General features: G+C 69.0%; 17 protein-coding genes. 8 read left to right on the top strand and 9 right to left on the bottom strand.

Annotation, left to right across the window (positions count from 1 at the left end; all coding sequences use genetic code 11):
• Positions 1-119: 119 nt before the first annotated feature.
• The 4 genes from glnA (ABIC21_RS03330) (at position 120) to ABIC21_RS03315 (ending at position 5,583) form a co-directional block, all read left to right on the top strand.
• Positions 120-1,460, top strand: a complete 1,341-nt coding sequence (gene glnA / locus ABIC21_RS03330) for a type I glutamate--ammonia ligase (protein ID WP_282383217.1) — start codon at positions 120-122, stop codon at positions 1,458-1,460.
• Between the two features lie 9 nt (positions 1,461-1,469).
• Positions 1,470-4,481 carry a bifunctional [glutamine synthetase] adenylyltransferase/[glutamine synthetase]-adenylyl-L-tyrosine phosphorylase gene (locus tag ABIC21_RS03325; protein WP_354348989.1) on the top strand — a complete coding sequence of 1,004 codons (3,012 nt, stop codon included), beginning with the start codon at positions 1,470-1,472 and terminating at the stop codon, positions 4,479-4,481.
• A gap of 116 nt (positions 4,482-4,597) precedes the next feature.
• A complete protein-coding gene (locus ABIC21_RS03320; protein WP_354348988.1) occupies positions 4,598-5,014 on the top strand; it encodes a VOC family protein in 417 nt (138 codons plus the stop codon).
• A gap of 53 nt (positions 5,015-5,067) precedes the next feature.
• The gene (locus tag ABIC21_RS03315) at positions 5,068-5,583 is read left to right on the top strand and encodes a GNAT family N-acetyltransferase (RefSeq protein WP_354348987.1); all 516 of its coding nucleotides are present in this window, start codon (positions 5,068-5,070) and stop codon (positions 5,581-5,583) included.
• Between the two features lie 127 nt (positions 5,584-5,710).
• Here the strand turns inward: ABIC21_RS03315 and glnA (ABIC21_RS03310) are convergent, their stop codons facing one another.
• A complete protein-coding gene (glnA, locus tag ABIC21_RS03310) occupies positions 5,711-7,135 on the bottom strand; it encodes a type I glutamate--ammonia ligase (protein ID WP_354348986.1) in 1,425 nt (474 codons plus the stop codon).
• 296 nt (positions 7,136-7,431) lie between these two features.
• Between glnA (ABIC21_RS03310) and ABIC21_RS03305 the strand changes: the two genes are divergently transcribed.
• Positions 7,432-7,869 (top strand): RDD family protein, encoded by a 438-nt coding sequence (locus ABIC21_RS03305; protein WP_354348985.1) that lies wholly within the window; start codon positions 7,432-7,434, stop codon positions 7,867-7,869.
• A gap of 202 nt (positions 7,870-8,071) precedes the next feature.
• Here the strand turns inward: ABIC21_RS03305 and ABIC21_RS03300 are convergent, their stop codons facing one another.
• From ABIC21_RS03300 to lipB, 4 genes are all read right to left on the bottom strand, one after another.
• Positions 8,072-8,434 carry a DUF3817 domain-containing protein gene (locus ABIC21_RS03300; RefSeq protein WP_354348984.1) on the bottom strand — a complete coding sequence of 121 codons (363 nt, stop codon included), beginning with the start codon at positions 8,432-8,434 and terminating at the stop codon, positions 8,072-8,074.
• Between the two features lie 117 nt (positions 8,435-8,551).
• Entirely contained in the window at positions 8,552-9,313 is a 762-nt protein-coding gene (locus ABIC21_RS03295) for a DUF4191 domain-containing protein (protein WP_354348983.1), read from the bottom strand.
• 89 nt (positions 9,314-9,402) lie between these two features.
• Positions 9,403-10,410, bottom strand: coding sequence for a lipoyl synthase (gene lipA, locus ABIC21_RS03290; protein ID WP_354348982.1), 1,008 nt, complete (start codon positions 10,408-10,410; stop codon positions 9,403-9,405).
• Positions 10,407-11,075 carry a lipoyl(octanoyl) transferase LipB gene (lipB, locus tag ABIC21_RS03285; RefSeq protein ID WP_354348981.1) on the bottom strand — a complete coding sequence of 223 codons (669 nt, stop codon included), beginning with the start codon at positions 11,073-11,075 and terminating at the stop codon, positions 10,407-10,409. The genes lipA and lipB overlap by 4 nt, the downstream gene beginning before the upstream one ends.
• Positions 11,076-11,182: 107 nt before the next feature.
• Here lipB and ABIC21_RS03280 point away from each other — a divergent pair, with 107 nt between their 5' ends.
• Positions 11,183-13,084: a protein kinase domain-containing protein gene (locus ABIC21_RS03280; protein WP_354348980.1), complete on the top strand. Its 1,902-nt coding sequence runs from the start codon at positions 11,183-11,185 to the stop codon at positions 13,082-13,084.
• Positions 13,085-13,124: 40 nt separating this feature from the next.
• On the opposite strand, the gene ABIC21_RS03275 is transcribed toward ABIC21_RS03280, so the two are convergent.
• Positions 13,125-14,027, bottom strand: a complete 903-nt coding sequence (locus ABIC21_RS03275; protein WP_354348979.1) for a TIGR01777 family oxidoreductase — start codon at positions 14,025-14,027, stop codon at positions 13,125-13,127.
• 74 nt (positions 14,028-14,101) lie between these two features.
• Here ABIC21_RS03275 and ABIC21_RS03270 point away from each other — a divergent pair, with 74 nt between their 5' ends.
• The gene (locus tag ABIC21_RS03270; protein ID WP_354348978.1) at positions 14,102-17,728 is read left to right on the top strand and encodes a S41 family peptidase; all 3,627 of its coding nucleotides are present in this window, start codon (positions 14,102-14,104) and stop codon (positions 17,726-17,728) included.
• 98 nt (positions 17,729-17,826) lie between these two features.
• Here the strand turns inward: ABIC21_RS03270 and ABIC21_RS03265 are convergent, their stop codons facing one another.
• Positions 17,827-18,255, bottom strand: a complete 429-nt coding sequence (locus ABIC21_RS03265) for an OsmC family protein (protein ID WP_354348977.1) — start codon at positions 18,253-18,255, stop codon at positions 17,827-17,829.
• Positions 18,256-18,418: 163 nt separating this feature from the next.
• Between ABIC21_RS03265 and ABIC21_RS03260 the strand changes: the two genes are divergently transcribed.
• Positions 18,419-18,793, top strand: coding sequence for a VOC family protein (locus tag ABIC21_RS03260; RefSeq protein ID WP_354348976.1), 375 nt, complete (start codon positions 18,419-18,421; stop codon positions 18,791-18,793).
• Between the two features lie 83 nt (positions 18,794-18,876).
• Here ABIC21_RS03260 and ABIC21_RS03255 read toward each other — a convergent pair whose 3' ends face one another.
• Both ABIC21_RS03255 and sucB read right to left on the bottom strand, forming a co-directional pair.
• Complete coding sequence (locus ABIC21_RS03255; RefSeq protein ID WP_354348975.1) at positions 18,877-19,227, bottom strand: hypothetical protein; 351 nt, start codon at positions 19,225-19,227, stop codon at positions 18,877-18,879.
• Between the two features lie 160 nt (positions 19,228-19,387).
• Complete coding sequence (gene sucB, locus ABIC21_RS03250) at positions 19,388-21,130, bottom strand: 2-oxoglutarate dehydrogenase, E2 component, dihydrolipoamide succinyltransferase (RefSeq protein ID WP_354348974.1); 1,743 nt, start codon at positions 21,128-21,130, stop codon at positions 19,388-19,390.
• Positions 21,131-21,216: the final 86 nt, after the last annotated feature.

The following is a 21,216-nucleotide window of genomic DNA, read 5'->3' as shown; positions in this document are numbered from 1 at the left end:
CGCGGGGCAGCGGCGCCAGCAATCGGTGGCAATGATTAGTAAAGTGAACCGTGAGCAGCTGCGGGACCCATGCACGACGGGCCTGGGGCACGGACGAAAGAACCGGAAAGAGGGCCAGTATGGACCGCCAGCAAGAGTTTGTCCTGCGGACGATCGAAGAGCGCGACGTGCGGTTTGTGCGGCTGTGGTTCACCGACGTCGTGGGATCGCTGAAGTCCGTTGCGCTGGCCCCGGCCGAAGTCGAAGGCGCGTTCGAGGAGGGCCTGGGCTTTGACGGGTCCTCCATCGAGGGCCTGGCCCGCGTTTTCGAATCCGACATGCTGGCCCAGCCGGACCCCGCCACGTTCCAGATCCTGCCGTGGCGGGGCGAGACCGAAGCGACGTCCCGGATGTTCTGCGACATCCTGACCCCCGATGGCGAACCCTCCGCGGCTGATCCGCGCAACGTCCTCAAGCGCAACCTGGCCAAGGCCGCGGACATGGGCTTCACCTGCTACACCCATCCCGAGATCGAGTTCTACCTGCTCAAGTCCCAGCAGCCGGGTCCGGACGGTGCCCCCGTCCCCGTGGACGAGGGCGGCTACTTCGACCACGTTCCGGGCGGTGTGGCGCAGGACTTCCGCCGCACGGCCGTGACCATGCTGGAATCGGTCGGCATCTCCGTCGAGTTCAGCCACCACGAGGCCGGCCCCGGCCAGAACGAGATCGACCTGCGCTACGCGGATGCCCTGCAGACCGCGGACAACATCATGACGTTCCGCACTGTGATCAAGGAGGTCGCACTCCAGCAGGGCACGTACGCCACCTTCATGCCGAAACCGTTCACGGCCCACCCGGGTTCGGGCATGCACACCCACTTCTCACTCTTCGAGGGCGACACGAATGCCTTCTACGAGGCGGGCGCGGAGTTCCAGCTTTCCGAGACGGCCCGGCAGTTCATCGCCGGCATCCTCAAGCACGCCCCCGAGTTCACCGCGGTCACCAACCAGTTCGTGAACTCCTACAAGCGGCTCTGGGGCGGGGGCGAAGCGCCCAGCTACCTCAGCTGGGGCCACAACAACCGCTCCGCCCTGGTCCGCGTCCCGCTGTACAAGCCCGGCAAGGGCCAGTCCGCGCGGATCGAGTACCGCGGCATCGACTCGGCCGCCAACCCCTACCTCGCCTACGCCGTGCTGCTGGGCGCCGGGCTCAAGGGCATCGAGGAGGGCTACCAGCTTCCCGCCGCCGCCGAGGACGACATCTGGTCGCTGAGTTCGGCCGAGCGCCGGGCGATGGGCCACGACCCGCTGCCGGCCAGCCTGCACGACGCCATCCGCTCGATGGAGGACTCCGAACTTATGCCGCAGATCCTGGGTGAGCAGGTGTTCGAACACTTCCTGCGCAACAAGCGTGCCGAGTGGCAGGACTACCGCCTCCAGGTCACGCCCTACGAGCTGCAGCGCAACCTCGGCATCCTCTAGGCGGCCCGGGTGAGCCTGGCACGACGCCTCATTGCCGCCGGTTTCAGCGATCTGGAAAACGGTGAACGGTGGCTGGCCGCCCCGGAACTGGAGGGCCTGGACCAGGGCATCCTCATCTCGGGGCTGCAGCTGGCCGCGAACCCGGACACGGCGCTGCAGTCGCTCGTGCGGCTGATCGAGAAGCACCCGGACCTGCGGAAGCTGGCGGTCGCGGAACCGGAACGCAGCGAGCCCCTGTACCGGGTGCTGGGCGCTTCGGAGGCGCTGGGGGAGTTCCTGATCCGGCACCCCGAACACCTCGAAGCCTTCGAGGTGACCGCGAGCCCGGAACCGCGGGCCGCGGACACCGCGGAACTGCGTGCCCGGTTGCTGCGCTCCGTGCAGGCCGATCCGAAATCCGTCCGCCCGGTCGCGGCGCTGACCGGGCAGGAGGGCTACGTGGCGCTCCGCACGGAGTACCGGCGCGGCCTCGTCGAGCTCGCTGTCAAGGATCTCTGCGCCGCGGACCCGCTGGACTTTATGCCCGCCGCCGGCGCCGAACTGGCGGATCTCGCCGGCGCCGCGATCGAGGCGGCCCTGGCCGTCTCGCGGGCCGAGGCCGCCGAGCATTTCAGCGCCACCGAGGTGGCCGACGTCGGGCTGGCCGTCATCGGCATGGGCAAATGCGGCGCCCGCGAACTCAACTACATTTCCGACGTCGACGTCATTTACGTGATCGAGTCCGGCGAGCTGGACGATTCGCGCGCCAACACGATCGGAACGGCCCTGGCGTCCGGCATTTCCCGGGCCATCATGTCCGTCGGCCGCGAACCCGGGCTGTGGGAAGTCGACGCCAACCTGCGCCCGGAGGGCAAGTCCGGGCCGCTGGTCAGGACCCTCGCCTCGCACCAGAGCTACTATGCCCGCTGGGCCGAAAGCTGGGAATTCCAGGCCCTGCTCAAGGCCCGGACCATCGCCGGGGACACGGAGCTTGGCGCCCGCTACGAGGCCGCCGTCGCGCCGCTGATCTGGTCCTCCGCCGGCCGGGAAGGCTTCGTGGAGTCCGTCCGCTCCATGCGCCGCCGCGTCACCGAACACATCCCCGCCGAGGAGGAGCAACGGCAGATCAAGCTGGGCCGGGGAGGGCTGCGCGACGTCGAATTCACCGTCCAGCTGCTGCAGCTCGTGCACGGCAAATCCGACGAAACTCTGCGCTGCCGCGACACCACGTCGGCCATCGCCGCGTTGTCCGCGGGCGGCTACATCGGCCGCTCCGATGCCGCCGAGTTCGACCGGGACTACCGTTATCTCCGGCTCCTCGAACACCGGATCCAGCTCTTCCAAATGCGCCGCACACACCTCATGCCGGTCAAGGAGGCCTCGCTGCGGGCCCTCGCCAAGGCTGTGCTCGGTCCCTTCTCCAGCGAACGGCCCAAACCCGACGCCCTGGTCGCGGCCTGGCGCAAGACCAAACGCTCCGTGCGTGAGCTGCACGAACGCATCTTCTACCGCCCGCTGCTCAACACTGCGGCGGCGCTCAGCAGCGAGGAAGCCAGGCTCAGCCCGGAAGCAGCACAGGGACGCCTCGCCGCCCTGGGCTACCTTGATCCCAGCGGCGCCATGCGCCACATCGAAGCCCTCACCGGCGGGGTCAGCCGCCGCGCCGCGCTGCAGCGCCAGCTCCTGCCGATCCTGCTCGGCTGGCTCGCGGAGGGCGTGGACCCCGACGCCGGCCTGCTTGCCTTCCGGCGGGTCAGCGAAGCCCTCGGCACCACCCACTGGTACCTCGGCATGCTCCGTGACTCGACGGCGGCGGCCGAGCGGCTCTGCCACGTGCTGTCCAACTCCCGCCTGATCGCCGACCTGCTGGAAGTCTCACCCGAATCCGTGGCCTGGCTCGGCTCGGACAAGGAACTGGTGCCCGTTACGTTCGAGGCGCAGTGGCTTGAGATCGTCTCGAAGATGTCCCGGCACGCGGAGCCGGAAAGCGCGATGCGCCTGATCCGGCTGATCCGCCGCCGCGAGATCCTGCGGATTGCGATCGCGGACAGCGCGGGGCTGCTGGACCAGGACCAGGTCGGAGCCGCGCTGGCCGACACTGACCGGGCCGCGGTCCTGGGCGCACTGCGCGTCGCGGAAACCGTGGTCACCGCCGACGAGCCGCTCAAAACGCATGTGCTGGTGGTCGCCATGGGCCGGCAGGGCGGCCGGGAGATCGGCTACGGCTCGGACGCGGACGTGATGTACGTGCACCGCGGGCTGCCCGGAGTACCCGAGGAAGAGGCCCAGCAGCAGGCCCTGCAGATCGTCAGCAGGCTCTCCAACCTGCTGACCCAGCCGCTCAAGCCTGCCATCCTCGCCGAGCGCGTGCTGATGGTGGACGCCGACCTGCGCCCCGAGGGCAAGAGTGGCCCCATGGTGCGGTCGCTGGAATCCTATGCCGAGTACTACCGGCGTTGGTCGCTCGTGTGGGAGGCGCAGGCGCTGCTGCGTGCCCGCCCGATGGCCGGCGACGACGAACTGGCCGCCGGATTCGTGGCGCTGATCAACCCGATCCGCTACCCCGAGTCGCTCTCCGAGAACGACGCGCGCGAGGTCCGGCGCGTCAAGGCCCGCGTGGAAGCGGAGCGGCTGCCCCGCGGCGCGGACCCAGCCCGGCACCTGAAGCTGGGCCGCGGCGGCCTGACCGACGTCGAATGGCTGGCCCAGCTGCTCCAGCTGCAGCACGCCGCACAGCACCCCGGGCTGCGGACCACCTCGACCGTCGAGGCGCTCGAGGCGGCTGCCGCCGTCGGGCTCCTCGACGCGGGGGACGTGGTGGTCCTGCTCCGCGCCTGGCGCCTGGCGAGCCGGATCCGGTCTGCCAACGTGATCTGGACCGGCCGGGCTTCAGATGTGCTGCCGTCCTCCCGCCGGGACCTGGAAGCTGTCGCGCGCTGGTGCGGCTACGGGCAGGGCAACGCCGCCGCGCTTGAGGAGGACTACCTGCGGCTCAGCCGCCGGGCACGGGGCGTGTTCGAGCGGGTCTTCTACGGCCAGTGACGTCGTCCGGCGGGATTCTGCCAGACTCCTGATGGACTCCTGTGCGGGTCCGCCGGGAGCCCGTCGGCGGCCGTCAAGGGCTGACACGCGCCGGGCCCCGGTGCTACTTTGGGCCCATGGCCAAGCAAATGTTCCTGAATCTCCCCGTGAAGGACCTCGACAAATCGGTCCAGTTCTTCACCGCGCTGGGGTTTTCCTTCAATCCCGACTTCACCGATGAGAACGCCACCTGCATGATCATCAACGACGACGCGTTCGTGATGCTGCTGGTGGAGAACTACTTCAAGACCTTCACGTCCAAGCCCATCGCCGACGCCGGTAGCGCCACCGAAGCGATCATGTCCTTCTCCCTGGACAGCCGCGAGGCCGTGGACGGGCTGGTCAGGACGGCCCTCACCGCCGGCGGGACCCCGTCCGAGGAAGCCCAGGACTACGGCTTTATGTACACCCACAGCTTCCAGGACCCGGACGGCCATCTGTGGGAAGTCTTCTGGATGGACCCTGCCGGACCGCCCAAGGACGCGGCACTCTGACCTGACGGAACACCCGGAGGCGGGGCCCCCGCCGGCGTGGGTAGGCTTCTTTTATGGCTGAACACGTGTGGCTGCTGCCGCTGAAGGACCTGGATGACGATGCGCGCGCCATCAAGCTGGGGGAAATTGCCGAACTCGATGTCCTGGAGGACCAGCGGAAGTTCGTCGGCGAGCCGCTGCGGATGGTGCTGATCGGGCTGGAAGAGGAGTCCCGGCACCCGTTCGTGATAGACGCCAACGGATCGGCCGTCGGGGTCCTGACGCTGCAGACCGGGGCCGCGACCCTGGCCGGCTGGGCCGATGACGACTCGGTCTGGTTGCTGCGTGGTTTCCTGATCGACCGCCGGCAGCAGGGGAAGGGCCTCGGCACGCTGGCTGCGGAGGCCGCCGTGCGGGCCGCTGCGAAGCTGACGGCGGCCCTCGGCGGCGGGCAGGCCGGCGTCGTGCTCTCGGTCAACGAACAAAACCCTGCCGGGCAGGCCGCCTACCGGAAGGCCGGGTTCGAGGACCGCGGCCAGTACCTCGGCGGCGACGCCGGCCCGCAGCGGACCATGTTCCGGTCGTTCTGAACGGTTCTCCCGGTTCTGCGGCCGCCCGCTGGGCCGGTCACGGCCCGAACCGCGGGTTAAAGACCGGCGGCCCCCACCGCAAAGGTGGGGGCCGCCGTCGTCAATTCCGGTGCGGAAGCGCTATTGGCTAGACGCCGTAGTACAGCTCGAACTCGTACGGGTTCGGGCGCAGCGAGAGCGGACGGATCTCGTTCTCGTACTTGTACTCGATCCAGGTGTCGATCAGGTCCTGGGTGAAGACGCCGCCGGCCTGGAGGAACTCGTTGTCCTCGGCCAGGGCATCCAGGGCCTCTTCGAGCGTGCCGGGAGCCTTGGGGATATCCTTGGCTTCCTCGGCGGGAAGCTCGTAGAGGTCCTTGTCGATCGGGGCCGGCGGTTCGATGCGGTTGCGGATGCCGTCAATGCCGGCCATCAGCTGGGCAGCGAAGGCCAGGTACGGGTTGGAGGAGGGGTCCGGAGCGCGGAACTCGATGCGCTTGGCCTTCGGGTTGGAGCCCGTGATCGGGATGCGGATGCCGGCGGAGCGGTTGCCCTGCGAGTAAACCATGTTGACCGGAGCTTCGAAGCCCTTGACCAGGCGGCGGTAGGAGTTCACCGTCGGGTTGGTGAAAGCCAGCACGGCGGAGGAGTGCTTCAGCAGGCCGCCGATGTACCAGCGGGCCATGTCGGACAGGCCAGCGTAGCCCTTTTCGTCGTAGAACAGCGGCTCGCCACCGTTCCACAGCGACTGGTGGCAGTGCATGCCCGAGCCGTTGTCACCGAAGACCGGCTTCGGCATGAAGGTAACCGACTTGCCCCAGGCATCGGCGGTGTTCTTGATGACGTACTTGAACTTCTGCAGGTCATCAGCCGCGTGGGTCAGCGTGGTGAACTTGTAGTTGATTTCAGCCTGGCCGGCGGAGCCGACCTCGTGGTGGCTGCGCTCGACCTCAAGGCCGGCCTCATCCAGGTTGATGCACATGGCGTCGCGGAGGTCAGCCTGCTTGTCGGTGGGGGAGACCGGGAAGTAGCCGCCCTTGACGGGGGTCTTGTAGCCGAGGTTTCCGCCCTCTTCTTCGCGCCCGGTGTTCCAGTGTGCTTCCTCGGAATCGATCTTGTAGAAGCTGCCCTGCGGGGAGGACTGGTACTGCACGTTGTCGAAGACGAAGAACTCGGCCTCGGGTGCAAAGAATGCGGTGTCGGCGATGCCGGTGGAAGCCAGGTAGGCCTCGGCCTTCTCGGCAACGCCGCGGGGGTCGCGGTGGTACGGGTCACCGGTGCGCGGGTTCACGATCGAGAAGTTCAGCGCAAGGGTCTTCTCCATGCGGAACGTGTCGAGGAACGCCGTCGTGACGTCCGGGATGAGCTGCATGTCCGACTCGGCGATGCCCTGGAAGCCACGGATCGAAGATCCGTCGAAGAGCTGGCCGTTGACGAAGAAGTCCGCGTCAACGCTCTTGGCGGGCACATTGAAGTGCTGCTGAACGCCGGGGAGATCGGTGAAGCGAATATCGACGAACTTAACGTCTTCGTCTTTGATGAACTTGAGGACTTCGTCCGCAGTCTTGAACATCTATGCTCCTTATGCATGTGAAAGATCTGGCCGTCAGGCCGTGTGGTCCAGCGCAGTCCGACAGCGGGGAAAACACAAAAGTGTCCCCGCTCCTATGCCGCTAGCAACTGTTACCACCCTAAGGACACGGGGTTTCCCCGCGGTGTCCGCTTTGTTTCCGGCAGGTTACAGAATGCCCTGACAGGTAAACGGTAGTCGCTGTCCACAACGTGGCCTATCCGTGACCAGAGTGTGGCCCCTGAATGTCCACATCCTGAACAGCGCGGGGAGGCGTGCAATGCCGATAGTCTTGGAGGGTGGTTGATCGTAAAGACATAGGTTCATGGCTCACCGGGCCGGACACGTCCGGCATTTCGAAGTACCCGGGAGAGCGGCTGGGCCTGCCCGAGTCCGGGCCGGGTTCCATTGCCCGCGCCGGCCGGCGCATCGTCGCCATCTGCATTGACTGGGCAATCGCACTGCTGATCAGCAATTACGCTTTCGGCGGCGACCCCTGGGCGACCCTCGCCGTGTTCGCCGTCGAGCAGGCGCTGCTCGTCGGCACCCTCGGCTACAGCATCGGCCACCGCATCGTGGGGATCCACGTCGTCCGGCTCGGCGGCGGCCCCGCCGGCCCCGTGCCGGCCCTGGTCCGCAGCCTCCTGCTGTGCCTCGTGATCCCCGCCGTCATCTTCGACCCGGACCACCGCGGGCTCCACGACAAAGCCATGAACACCGTCCTGGTCCGGATGTAGCTTCCGCCGCCCTCCGCCGGGTTCGCCCGGCCGCGAGGACGCGCCGCAACCCGTCGATTCGCCACGAATGGCCGCTAAACCTCGTCGATTCGCCACGAATGGCCGCTAAACCTCGCGGCATAGCGGCCATTCGCGTCACATGGGTGGGCGGGGTGCCGGGTCCGGGCCGGCCCGCAGGGTGGAATCCTGAGCGTGACCGCGGCTAGACCCCGGCCGGCTCCTGTGCCGGCTGAGCAGCGTCCTGTCCGGCTTTGACCGTCAGGTAGCCGTGGCGGCCCGCCCAGCGCTCAAACCAGACCGTGGCGAACGGGAACACCGCAGAGAGCCCCGCGAACAGGGCAACCCGGAACGGCCAGCGCTGCATGCCCCACAAGCTCAGTGCTGCGATCCCGTAGCCGATGAAGAACGCGCCGTGGATCGGACCGGCGATCTCCACGCCGAGTTCCGTGGTCCGGGTGATCCACTTGAGGAACATCCCCACCAGCAGCGCGGCCCAGCTGAAGGCCTCGGCGACGGCCAGGATCCGGAAGATGCGGATCACGGCAGAAGTGGACGGACGTTTCATGGCGGAATCTCCGGGTTCTGTCCCGAGGGGACGTTAGGGCTGCGGTGGGCAAAGAAAACGCCCCGGCTGCGGCCTGAAAGGCGGATACCGGGGCGTTCCTGTTCTCTGGCGTGTGGCCTAGCGTCCGCGTGCCGCTTTACGGTCCGGGCGGGCCTTGTAGGGATCGATGCCCTTGGGGATGGGCAGGCGGCTTCCGAGCGACGAGATGCGCTTGGACACCGTGCTGACCTCAAGCTTGGTCAGCTCGTTCTTCATCTTGGTCATCTTCTTGGCGACCTGGCTGATGGGCACCTGGCCCTCGCCCCGGCCGGTTTCGATCACGTGGATGGTGACGTTGGGCAGGATGCGGGCGAGTCGCTTGCGTTCGGCGTCGAGCAGCGGCTTGACGCGCGTGCTGGGGCCCTCGCTGACGAGCACGACGCCGGGACGGCCGATGGCGCGGAAGACGGCGTCCTGGGTGCGGGGGTTGACGGCGACGGGCTGCTCTTCGACGATCCAGCCGCGCTTGAGCGTGCCCAGCGCAGCGCCCGAGGCGCCGGGCTGGTTTTCAATCCGGGCGAAGGCGGCGCGCTCGGCGCGGCGGGACAGGATCAGGGTTGCCGCCAGGATGCCCAGCGGGAGGCCGATGATCAGGCCGGTGATCCAGTTGTCCAGCAGGAATCCGATGACGAAGCTGACCGCCACGACGCCGAGGAACGCCAGCAGCATGAGCCACGGCACCATCGGATCGTGCTGGCGGGTCATCTGGAAGACTTCGCGGATCTGCTTCAGACGGCTCGGCTTCTTGACCTTGGCCACCTTGGGCTTACGGGAGAAGAGGCCGCGCTTCGGAGCATCAGAAGCCGGAGTGGAGTTGCTGGAATCAGGGGAATTCGCCATAGTGCCTTAATTCTACGTGATCTACGGCAAAGGGCCGGACGCCGGATTCCTCCGGTGCCGGCCCTTCGCCGCAATCGTTACAACTGGATTCAGGCGCGCGCCGCGAGCAGCGAACTGGCTTCCTGACGGGTGCTGCCCGAGCTTTCGATGTGGGCGAGCTGGGCCGGGATTTCCCAGCCCTTCTTGCGCATCGCGGTGGCCCAGAGCCGGCCGGCACGGTAGGAGGAACGCACCAGCGGCCCGCTCATGACGCCCAGGAAACCGATCTCGTCAGCTTCCTGCTGCAGGTCCACGAATTCCTGCGGCTTGACCCAGCGGTCAACCGGCAGGTGCCGCTCGGACGGGCGCAGGTACTGGGTGATGGTGATGAGGTCGCAGCCGGCGTCATGCAGGTCCCGGAGCGCCTCGGAGATTTCCTCGCGGGTCTCGCCCATGCCCAGGATCAGGTTGGACTTCGTGACCATCCCGAGGTTGCGGCCCTGCGTGATGACATCGAGCGACCGCTCGTAGCGGAAAGCCGGGCGGATGCGCTTGAAGATGCGGGGCACGGTCTCGACGTTGTGCGCGAACACCTCGGGCTTGGAGTCGCAGATCGCCTCGATGTGCTCCGGCTTGCCGGAGAAGTCGGGAATCAGGAGCTCGACGCCGGTGCCCGGGTTGAGTTCGTGGATCTTGCGGACCGTCTCGGCGTAGAGCCAGACGCCCTCGTCGGCGAGGTCGTCGCGGGCCACACCGGTGACGGTGGCGTAACGGAGCTGCATCGCCTGGACGGAGCGGGCCACCTTGGTGGGTTCGAAAACGTCCACGGGGGAGGGCTTGCCGGTGTCGATCTGGCAGAAGTCGCAGCGGCGGGTGCATTCGGAGCCGCCGATCAGGAAGGTGGCTTCCTTGTCTTCCCAGCATTCGAAGATGTTGGGGCAGCCGGCCTCTTCACACACGGTGTGGAGGCCTTCCTTTTTAACGAGGTTCTTGAGCTGCACGAACTCGGGACCCATCTGGACCTTGGCCTTGATCCATTCCGGCTTGCGTTCCACCGGGGTGGCCGCATTGCGCTGCTCGATACGCAGCATTTTCCGGCCTTCTGGTGCCAGGGTCACAGTAGAGCTCCTTCATGGGTTGCAACTAGCGCTTCTTCATTGTTGCGCAGTTCTTCGATGATCCGCGACACGAGGTCGGCGGGGGTGACGTCCCGGCCCGTCTCCTGCGAGATGGTGGTGACGCCGGCGTCGGTGATGCCGCAGGCGATGATCTGGGAATACGGTGCAAGGTCGTTGTTGCAGTTGATCGCGAAGCCGTGCATGGTGACGCCCTCGTGGACGCGGATGCCGATCGCGGCAATCTTGCGCGGGGGGCCCTTCTCGTCCTGGTCGATCCAGACGCCGGCTCGTCCCTTGATCCGGACGGCGTCGATGCCGTAGTCGGCCAGGACGGAAATGATGACGGCTTCGAGCCGCTCCACGTAGTCACGGATCCCGGCCGGGTTCCGGAGCTTGATGATGGGGTAGCCGACCAGCTGTCCCGGGCCGTGCCAGGTGAGCTTGCCGCCGCGGTCCACCGGGACCACGGGAGTGCCGTCAAAGGGGCGTTCATGGTCTTCGGTGCGTTTGCCTGCCGTGTAGACGGCGGCGTGCTCCAGCAGCAGGACCGTGCTGGGGGCGGTGCCGGCGAGAACCCTCTCGTGGAGTTCGCGCTGGATGTCCCAGCCGTGCGTGTAATCGACGAATTCCGGGTCGAGACCCAGCCGGGAGAACTCAAGAGTCATGGCATCCAGCTTAGACCCCGGCTGTCGCAGCGGCCGATTCTGTGGCCAAGCTCTCACCCCTGTGGATAACTTCTGCGGGATTCCGCGGGATCCGCTATTCCTTGGTTATGGAAGATCACGCCCCATCCGGCACCGCCGAACCCGACGTTCCCGGATACGACGTCGGCCGTTGCCTCGGGCGCGGCGGCAGCGCCACTGTCTGGCTGGTGACCGAACTGTCGACCGGTCGCGAGTACGCGCTGAAGTGTTTCGTTGCCAGCGATGGCACCGGCCGTGGCGAAGCAGAGGAGGCGGTCCGGCGCGAGGTGCGGATCCTGTCCGGCCTCGGCCATGACCACCTGGTGCAGGCCCATTCGGTGTTGCGCCTGGAAGGCGGCGGCTGGGATGGTCCTGCCGGCACCGGCACCGGCACCGGCGAAAGTGATGGTGGCTCTGACGGGCCGTGGGCGGGGAGCCTCGGCCTGATCATGGACTACGCCGCGGGCGGCTCTCTGGGGCAGCTCGTGGCCGGCCGGGGGAGCCTTGGGCCGGGGGAGACCGTGACCGTCCTGACCCCGATCGCCCAGGCCCTGGCGTACCTGCACGGTCAGGGCTTCACACACGGCGACGTCTCGCCCGGCAACGTGCTGTTCACCGCCCACGGCAAACCGCTGCTGGCCGACCTGGGCGTGGCCCGCATGGTCGCCGACGCCAGGGCGGTGCCGGACACCGGAACCGAGGGTTTCCGCGACCCGGCACCGGTGGACGCCGTAAGGGCCGGGCTGCAACCGGAACGTGATGTGTATTCCCTGGCGGCCCTGGGCTGGTACTGCCTGACCGGCCGCGCGCCTGAGCCCGGCGCGCAGCGGCCGCCACTGCCGCTGCTGGTTCCTGGGGTTCCCCCTGCGCTTGCTGCGGCCCTGGAATCCGGGCTTCAAGAGGACCGCAGGCTGCGGCCCTCTGCCGCCGAGCTCGCCGCCGCCGTCCATCGCAGCTCCTTGGCCGCACCGGTCGACCTCTCGGTCTCGGTCCACCCCACCGTCATTCCGCAGCTGCTCACGCGCCGCATCCCGCCCGGCACGGCGCGGGAGCGTCGGGTCGAAGAACTCCGTTCCCTCCCGCGCCGGTTCCGCAGGCCGCACGCGGATGCTCCGCTGCCAGGCCCCGCGTCGCCTGCTGCCGGGAATCCCGCTGACGCTGGCCCAGAGGCCGGGCGCGGTGCGGTCCGCCCTGGCGCGCGCCACTCCACCCGCCGGGGAGCCAACGGGTGGCGCCCCTTCCGGCGTGGCCCTTACCGGCTTGGCTCCGCCCGGCCGGGCACTGCTGGGCCGTCCGCCGCCCGCCCGGTGCGGCCGGGCCGACGCGGCATCCGGGCCGTGGCCGTGTGCCTGGCCGTCCTGGCAGTCCTTGCCGCCGCGTGGGGACTCGCCAGGACCGCGCTGCCCGCACCGTTCCCCGGCCGTGCCGTCAACGACGCCGGGTCAGTCAGGGAGTCCGCCGCGGCACCCGCGGGGCCCGCCCCTCATACCGCGGCCGCCCTTCCACCCGGAGTGCAGGCACAACTCGCATCGCAGGACCCCGAGGAGGCGGTCCGCGGACTGGCCTGGCTCCGCTCGCTGGCCTTCAGCTCGGGGGAGTTCGGCCTGCTGGACCAGGTCAACGTGCCGGCGTCGGCGGCGGCAACGGCGGACGGCCGAATCAGTGGCAGGCTCAAGGAATCCGGCCGGGTGCTGGCGGGATTCACCACCCTCCTGTCCCACGTGGCACGTGACGTGGCTGAGGAGGGGGACGGCGGCCCGTCCCGGGCCGTCGTGGCTGTCACCGCGGGCACCTCCGCCTATCAGGAACGCGATGCCACCGGGGCGGTGCTGGCGGACGCCGCGGCCGCACCGGATCAGGATCTGCGGCTCGTCCTGGCGACGGTCGAGGGCCGCTGGCGGATCCAGGACATCCTTCCCGCCGCCGGAGCCCCCGCCGTCGGTGCCCCAGCTGACACCGGAGCCCCCGCAGCCGGAGCTGCTGGCGGTTGATCCCCGCCGGAACCGCTCGCGGCGACCGGCCGCCGGGCACTCAGGACTTCGGGCCGCGTTCCACCGCCCAGGCGGCAGCCTCGGCAAGCGACGGGTGCTGCCATTCGAAGCCCGCCTCGCTCAGGACGGACGGTTCCATCCGCTGGCTGGAGAGCAGCAGCTCATCGGCGAGCTTGCCCATCACCAAGCGCAGCACCGGGGCGGGGACACGGAACACAGCCGGCCGGTGCAGGGCGTTGGCCAGAGCGGCGATCAGCGAGTTCACGTCCGCGCTCTCGGGGGCGCAAAGATTCACCGGCCCGGAGAGCCGGCTGTTGAGCAGAAAACTAAAAGCGCCGGCGACATCGGGGAGCGTGACCCATGGCCAGTACTGCCGGCCGTTGCCCAGCGGGCCACCCACGCCCAGGCGCAGCAGCGGCATGAGCCGTCCCAGGGCGCCACCGGAACGGCTCAGCACGACGCCCGTGCGCGGAGTGACCACCCGGACGCCGGCAGGAGCCTCATGCGCCGCCGCTTCCCAGTCGGCGCAGATCCGGGCCAATACGCTGTTGCCCGCGGGGGCGTTCTCCCGGAGCAGCGCCAGCCCGGCGTTGCCGTAGTAGTTGGCGCCCGACTGGCTCAGGAAGACCGACGGTGGAGTGTCCTGGCGCCCCATGGCCGCCGCCAGGGTCCGCGTCGGCCCGAGACGCGAGTTGCGGAGTTCGTTGATGCGGGAGCGGGTCCAGGGCCGGTCCCCGATGCCGGCGCCGGAGAGGTTGATGACAGCGTCGGCCCCCTTCAGCGCGGTGTCGTCGATGCTGCCCTCCGCGGGGTTCCACTGGAACTCGGACGGCGCGGCGGGCGGCCGCCTGACGAGCGTGCCGACGTCGTGCCCGGCGCTGCGCAGGGTGCTGGAAAGGGCGGTTCCGATCAGCCCGGAGGCTCCGGCAACAATGATTCGCATGATCCATCTCACCATGCCCGGCACAGCAGGGATACCTTCCGGGCGGGAAGGCCCGCCTTGACTATGATCTAACGATGACCTCTTCGAGTTACCTCCGTTTCCCGCATCTGCACGGCGATCTGGTCACTTTTGTGGCCGAGGACGACGTGTGGATTGCGCCCGTCGGCGGGGGCCGCGCCTGGCGCGTGTCCTCGCTGCAGCTGCCCGCCCGCAACCCCCGCTTCACGCCGGACGGCAAACGCCTGGTGTGGACGGTCGTTCAAGGTACGGCCCCGGAAGTAGTCACCGCGGACGTCGACGGCGGTGGCTACCGGCAGTTGAGCTACTTCGGCCACGCCACCACCAAAGTCAAGGGCTTCACCCCGGGCGGCGACGTCCTGGTCACCAGCGCCTTCCGCCAGGCCGACAGCCGCCTCACCCACGCCTACAGCCTGCCCGTCAGCGGCGGCTGGGCCACCGAACTCCCCTTGGGCCCGGTGGAGTCCGTTGCCTTCGGACCGGTGGTCGGCGACGAACGCCCCGTCGTTCTCGCCAGCGTGCTCTCCCGTGAACCCGCGTGGTGGAAGCGCTACAGGGGAGGCGCCGCGGGCAAGCTCTGGATCGACGCCGACGGAAACGGCGAATTCGAACGCCTCGCCGCCGAACTGGACGGCAACCTGACCGACCCGATGTGGGTTGACAGCCGCATCGCCTTCCTTTCCGACCATGAGGGCTACGGCAACCTCTACTCCGTGCTGCCCAACGGCTCCGGGCTGCGCCGCCACACGGACCACGAGGATTTCTACGTGCGGCACGCCGCCACCGACGGCCGGCGCGTGATCTTCGAGTCCGCCGGTGAGCTGTGGATGCTGCCGGACCTCGGGTCGGAGGCCGTCAAACTGGAGATCTCGCTGGGGTCCGCTTCCCAGACCCGCCGCGGCGCGCCGCTGAAGCCCTCACGGCACCTCGGCGATGTGGTTCCGGACCGTACCGGCGGCTCCAGCGCTGTGGAGGCCCACGGCACCCTGCACTGGCTGCGGCATAAGGACGGCCCCTCGCGCGTCCTGGAAGCCACCCCCGGCGTCCGGGCCCGCCTGCCCCGCCCGTTCGGCGCGGGCCGGATCGCCTACGTTGCCGACCATGACGGCGTCGAGGCCCTGTACCTGAAGCCGATCGCCGCGCCCCTGGAGACCGGACCCCTGGGGGCCGGGAACACCGGCCCGGTCAACCCCGCAGCTGGGCACGAATCCGGCAGGCAGCCGGCCGCACCGGCGCCGCAGGGGCCCGCCCACGCGGGGGAGGATTCCGACGCCGGCACGCCCCTGCCCAGCCCGGTCCCCGCCGCAGCCCTCACCCGGCCGGGCGCCGTAGCCGCGGTCCCGGCGGCACGCCCGGACGCGCCGGGCCGGAACCCCGCCGCCTCCAGCCAAGCCGCCGCGAACGCGGCCCACCCGGCCTCCCCGGACGACGCCGCCGACACAGTTGGACCTGCGGAAGGCAACGCCCCGGCGGAGCAGGGACCGTCCGGCCGCCTGACCAGGATCGACTTCCCCAAGCCGACCAGGGCCAGCGCCATCGAGGCCAGCCCGGACGGCAACTGGCTGGCCGTCGGCACCGCGTTCGGCGACATCTACCTCGCCGACACCCGCACCGGCACCCTGTCCCTTGTGAGCAGCATCGGCGAGGGCAGCATCGAGGGCTTCAGCTGGTCCCCGGACTCGGCCTGGCTGGGCTGGTCCGAGCCGGTCACGTCCTTCGGCTCCCGCAGCCGGCTGCGCATCACCGGCGTGGACGACGCCGGCGCCGCGGCGGACGGGAAGCGGACCATCATCGAGGTCACCGACGGGCGCTTCCGCGACGAGTCGCCGTCCTTCACCCCCGACGGCAAGTACCTGGCGTTCCTCTCCAACCGCAGCTTCGACCCGGTCTACGACGGTCACTCCTTCGACCTGTCCTTCCCGAGTCCGATCAAGCCCTACCTGGTCGCCCTCGCCGCGGACACCCCCTCGCCCTTCGGTCCCAGCGTTGACCTGGAGGACACCGCCGACGCCGGCACGGCCGCCGCCGTCGAGGGAGCCGACCAGGACCAGGTTCCCGCGGTCCGGGTCGACGCCGAAGGCCTGGCCCACCGCGTCATCAGCGTGCCGGTGCCGCAGGGCAACTACTCGGCCCTGACCGCCACCGCCGGGGCCCTGCTCTGGCTCGACAGCGAACTGTCCGGTGTCACCGGCGAGGGCCGCGCCAGCCTCGAGGACAAGAACGCTGCGCCGTGCCTCGTCCGTTTCGACCTGGCCCGGCGCAAAACCACCACCATCGTGGACGCCCTGGACAGCTACCGGCTCTCCGGCGACGGCGAGAAGGTCGTGGTCCTGCAGGACAAGCAGATCCGCGTCTCGCCCGTCAACGCCAAGGCGGACGAGGAATCCGGGCAACTGGTCAAGGTCGACCTCAGCCGCATCCGCGTGCAGCTCGACCCGCTCAGCGTCTGGGGCCAGGCCTTCGACGAGGCCTGGCGGCTCCAGCGTGACTTCTTCTGGACGGAAGACATGGCCGGGCAGGACTGGGACTCGGTGCACGCCCGCTACCGTCCCCTCGTGGACCGGCTCGGCTCGCACGACGACCTTGTGGACCTGCTGTGGGAGCTCCACGGTGAACTGGGCACCTCCCACGCTTACGTCCGTCCCGCCGCCGTCACCGAGAACGGCAGCAACGGCCAGGGCCGCCTCGGCGCCGACCTCGCCTTCACCGGCGGGGGCTGGGAAATTACACGGATCCTCGCGGGGGAGTCCTCCGACCCGCTGGCCACTTCGCCGCTGACCCGCCCGGGCGCGGACGCAAAGGCCGGCGACGTGCTGCTGGCGATCGACGGCGTCGAGCTGACCGAAGCGCGCACGCCCGCCATGCAGCTGGTCGGCGCCGCAGGACGCGCCGTCGAGCTCACGCTGCGCAACGGCGCCGGGCACGGAAGCCAGGCCGGACAGCAGCGCCGGGTGGCCGTGGTCCCGGTCCGGGACGAGGAGCGGCTGCGGTACCAGGAATGGGTGGCCGCGAACCGCCGGACCGTCCGGCAGGCCTCAGAGGGCACCTTCGGCTACCTGCACATCCCCGACATGATGGCCAACGGCTGGGCCCAGCTGCACCGCGACCTCGACACCGAAACGGCCCTTGACGGGCTGATCGTCGACGTCCGCCGCAACCGGGGAGGGCACACCTCCCAGCTCGTCGCGGAGCTCATCGGCCGCAAGGTCACCGGCTGGAGCATGCCCCGCGGGGAGCGGCCGCGGACGTACCCGCACCACGCACCGCGCGGGCCCGTCATCATCCTGACCGACGAATTCGCCGGATCCGACGGCGACATCATCACCCAGGTCTCCAAGCTGCGGGGGATCGGGCCGGTCATCGGCACCCGGACCTGGGGCGGCGTCGTCGGCATCGACAACCGCTTCGCCCTCGCCGACGGGACTGGCGTGACCCAGCCGCGCTACGCCACCTGGTTCTCCGGCGGCGTGGGCTGGGGGGTCGAGAACTTCGGCGTCGCCCCGGACATCGAAGTGACCTTCCCGCCGCACGCGTACGCCGCCGGCACCGACCCGCAGCTGGAATACGGCATCGGCGCCCTCAAGGAAATGATCCAGGAGCTGCCCACCGACCGGCCGCCCCTGCGCGAGGGCTACCGCCAGGTCCGGCCCGCCCCGTTGCCGGCCCGCCAGCCCGGCAGCTAGGCGGGGCGGCGCCGGCACGGCCGGCTTGTCCGCCCACGGCGAAGGCCCCCGTTCCCTTGGTCAGGGAACGGGGGCCTTCGCCGTTAACGCGTCAGCTGCTAGGAGGCCAGGGTGGCGTCCAGGGTGATCTTGATGCCGGTCAGGGCGGCCGAGACGGGGCAACCCACCTTGGCTTCCTCGGCAATCCGCTGGAACTCGTCCTCCGTGATCCCGGGGATCCGCGCGCTGACAGTCAGGTGGCTGTCCGTGATGCCGGTACCGGGCACGAAGGTGACGTCGGCCTTGGTGTGGACCTCTTCGGGGGCGTGGCCGGCCTGTGCGACGGCGAGGCTGAAAGCCATGGAGAAGCAGGCCGAGTGCGCTGCGGCGATGAGCTCTTCGGGGCTGGTCTTGCCCTCGGAGGCCTCGGCGCGCGCCTTCCAGGTGACATCGAAGTTGCCCAGGCCGGAGCTGTCCAGCGTGGTGTTGCCTGCGCCCGTCATCAGGTCGCCATTCCATACAGTGTGTGCGGTGCGTGTAGCTGCCATGTCCACTCCTCGTCATTTGTGAATCCGCGATCCGGCGATGAGCCGGACCATGCCGTGTCCCATCCTAGGGATTCGACGCAGACTGTGCACGGGGGTTCCGCTGTCAGTGGATTGTGACCCGCATTCAGTGCCGTCGGTACAGTGCCATCCGTAAAGTGTCGGCATGGACATCACTGAACCCGGCGCCGCAACCCCGGCGCGCATCGCCACGATCATGGTCAACGCCCTCGACGCCGAGCGACTGGCCGGGTTCTGGGCGGGACTTCTGGGCACGGCGGTGTCCTCGCGCTTCGAGCAGTTCGTCTGGCTCCGGCCCGCCGGCCCGGGAGCGCCGCAGCTGGCATTCCAGCAGGTGGACCGGCCCACGGAGGGCAGGCGCCGCCTGCACCTGGACATCCACGGCCCCGATCCCGGGGCCCTGCGGGCTCTCGCCGAGTCGCTCGGTGCTGTCTTCGTGGAGGGCCACGATATCGGCGCTTTCCACTGGGACGTGATGCAGGATCCCGAGGGCAACGAATTCTGCATCGCCGGAGAGTGAGCCTTTGACGCTGCGCTGATCCCTTAAACGACGACGGCGATGCACCCGCTCGGGGTGCATCGCCGTCGCTGAGCTGCGGGGGGCTACTGCCAGAGGGTGGCGATGGCCACGTTGAGCAGGGCCAGTCCGCCGACAGCGTGGGCGAGGCCGTTGCCGACCTCCTCGCCCTTCTTGTACCGGCGGCGGCCGATGAAGGCCAGGACGCCCACGGCCAGGGCGACGGCCAGCTTGATGCCGAGCTTGGCGTAGTTGGCATCCATGTCCAGGGCCGGGATGAGCCCCATCAGGGCGATACCGGTGAGGAGCTGCAGCATCGCGCCGTCGAACTGGCGCGGGTGCACAGTGGGCTGTTTCATCTGGCCGATCCAGATGCCCACGATCATGGCGGCGCCGACGATGTGCAGGAAGACCATGACGTTATAGACGATATTCATGGCCTCAGTCTAGCCAGAAGATTCTACGCTCCGTAGTAAGACCCGCCCGGTCCGGCGACGAGCCCTGCCGGCCAGCAAAAACGGCGACGGCGGCGCGGCTTCCGGTGGTTTCCCACCGGTGTCCGCACCGCCGTCGCCGTCGGTGTTATGCCCTGGAAGGCTAGAGCCCCAGGTCGGATTCGAAGGCGCCTTCCTCAAGGCGTGCCTTCAGCGTCTGCAGGAAGCGTCCTGCGTCGGCGCCGTCTACCAGCCGGTGGTCGTACGTCAGGGAGAGGTACATCATCGAGCGGATGGCCAGCGAGTCATCGCCGTTCTCGTCAGCGACGACGACCGCGCGCTTGACGATCGCCCCGGTGCCGAGGATGGCAACCTGCGGCTGGTTGATGATCGGGGTGTCGAACAGGGCGCCCACGGAACCGATGTTGGTGATGCTGAAGGTTCCGCCGGAGAGCTCGTCCGGGCCGATCTTGCCGTTGCGGGTGCGGTCCGCGACGTCGGCGATCTTGCCGGCCAGGCCGGCGAGGTTCAGGTTGCCGGCGTCGGCAATGACCGGAACCAGCAGGCCCTTGTCCGTGTCCACCGCAATCGCCAGGTGCTCGGCGTTGTGGTAGGTGATCTCCTGCTTGTCCTCGTCGTAGGAGGCATTGACCTTCGGGTGCTGCTTCAGGGCCTCGGCCACAGCCTTGGCGATGAAGGGCAGGAAGGTCAGCTTGGAGCCGTTCTGCGCCTGGAAGGAGTTCTTGGCCTTGGCACGCAGCTTGGCAACCTTGGTCATGTCGACCTCGTGCACCTGCGTCAGCTGGGTGGAGATGTCCAGCGACTCGCGCATGCGGCGGGCGATGACCTGGCGGATCCGCGGGGCCTTCTGCACGGTGCCGCGCAGGGAGGACTGGTCAGCGGTGGGACGCGCCGCCGGAGCAGCGGACGGCGCCGGGGCAGCAGCGGCGGGTGCCGGGGCGGCCTTGGCTTCTGCCGCCGCCAGCACGTCCTGCTTGCGGATGCGGCCGCCGACGCCGGTGCCGGCCAGCGAGGCGATGTCCACGCCCTGCTGGTTGGCCAGCTTGCGGACGAGCGGGGTGACGTAGCCGGACTCAGCGGACGCGGCGGCCGGGGCAGCAGCGGGAGCAGCCGGAGCGGCTTCCTTAGCCGGTGCGGGAGCCTCCTGCTTGGGGGCCTCCTGCTTCGGAGCCGCAGCCGGGGCGGCCTCCGGCTTCGGAGCCGCAGCTGCTTCCTTCGGGGCTTCCTTCGGGGCTTCCTTGGCGGGAGCCGCAGCGGGGGCTGCCGCGCCGGAACCGATCACGGCGAGGACAGAGCCGACCTCGGCCGTTTCGTCCTCGGCGACGCGGATTTCCTGCAGGGTGCCGGCGACCGGTGACGGGATCTCGGTGTCGACCTTGTCGGTGGACACCTCGAGCAGCGGCTCGTCGACCTCGACCGTGTCGCCAATGCTCTTGAGCCAGCGGGTGACGGTGCCTTCGGTGACGCTCTCGCCCAGGGCGGGGAGCGTCACCTCGTGGCCTTCGCCGGCGGGAGCGGCGGCCTCGGCCGCGGGAGCTTCAGCTTCGGGGGCCGGCGCTTCGGCGGCGGGTGCTTCAGCTTCGGGGGCCGGTGCTTCCTCGGCCGGTGCCTCGGCGGCAGGGGCTTCGCCCGCGCCCGCGGAACCGGAGCCGTCGCCGATGCGCACCAGCGGCGCGCCAACTTCAGCGGTCTCGTCTTCGGCGACGAGGATTTCCTCGATCACGCCGGCGATCGGAGAAGGGATCTCGGTGTCTACTTTGTCGGTGGAAACCTCGAGCAGCGGCTCGTCCACCTCTACCCGGTCACCTACCTGCTTGAGCCAGCGGGTGACGGTTCCTTCGGTGACACTCTCACCGAGGGCGGGCAAGTTAACGGATTCAGACATGTCGTCCCCGTTCTCCTTATTGATCTTTAGTGCGGATGATTGCTGCCTGGGTCGAGCTTAGTGCACCCGGCATTTCGGGCCGGGTG

It is taken from the genome of Pseudarthrobacter sp. PvP090 (assembly GCF_040547365.1).
Taxonomy (GTDB): Bacteria; Actinomycetota; Actinomycetes; order Actinomycetales; family Micrococcaceae; genus Arthrobacter.
This window is presented reverse-complemented; position numbering and strand designations above follow the sequence as displayed.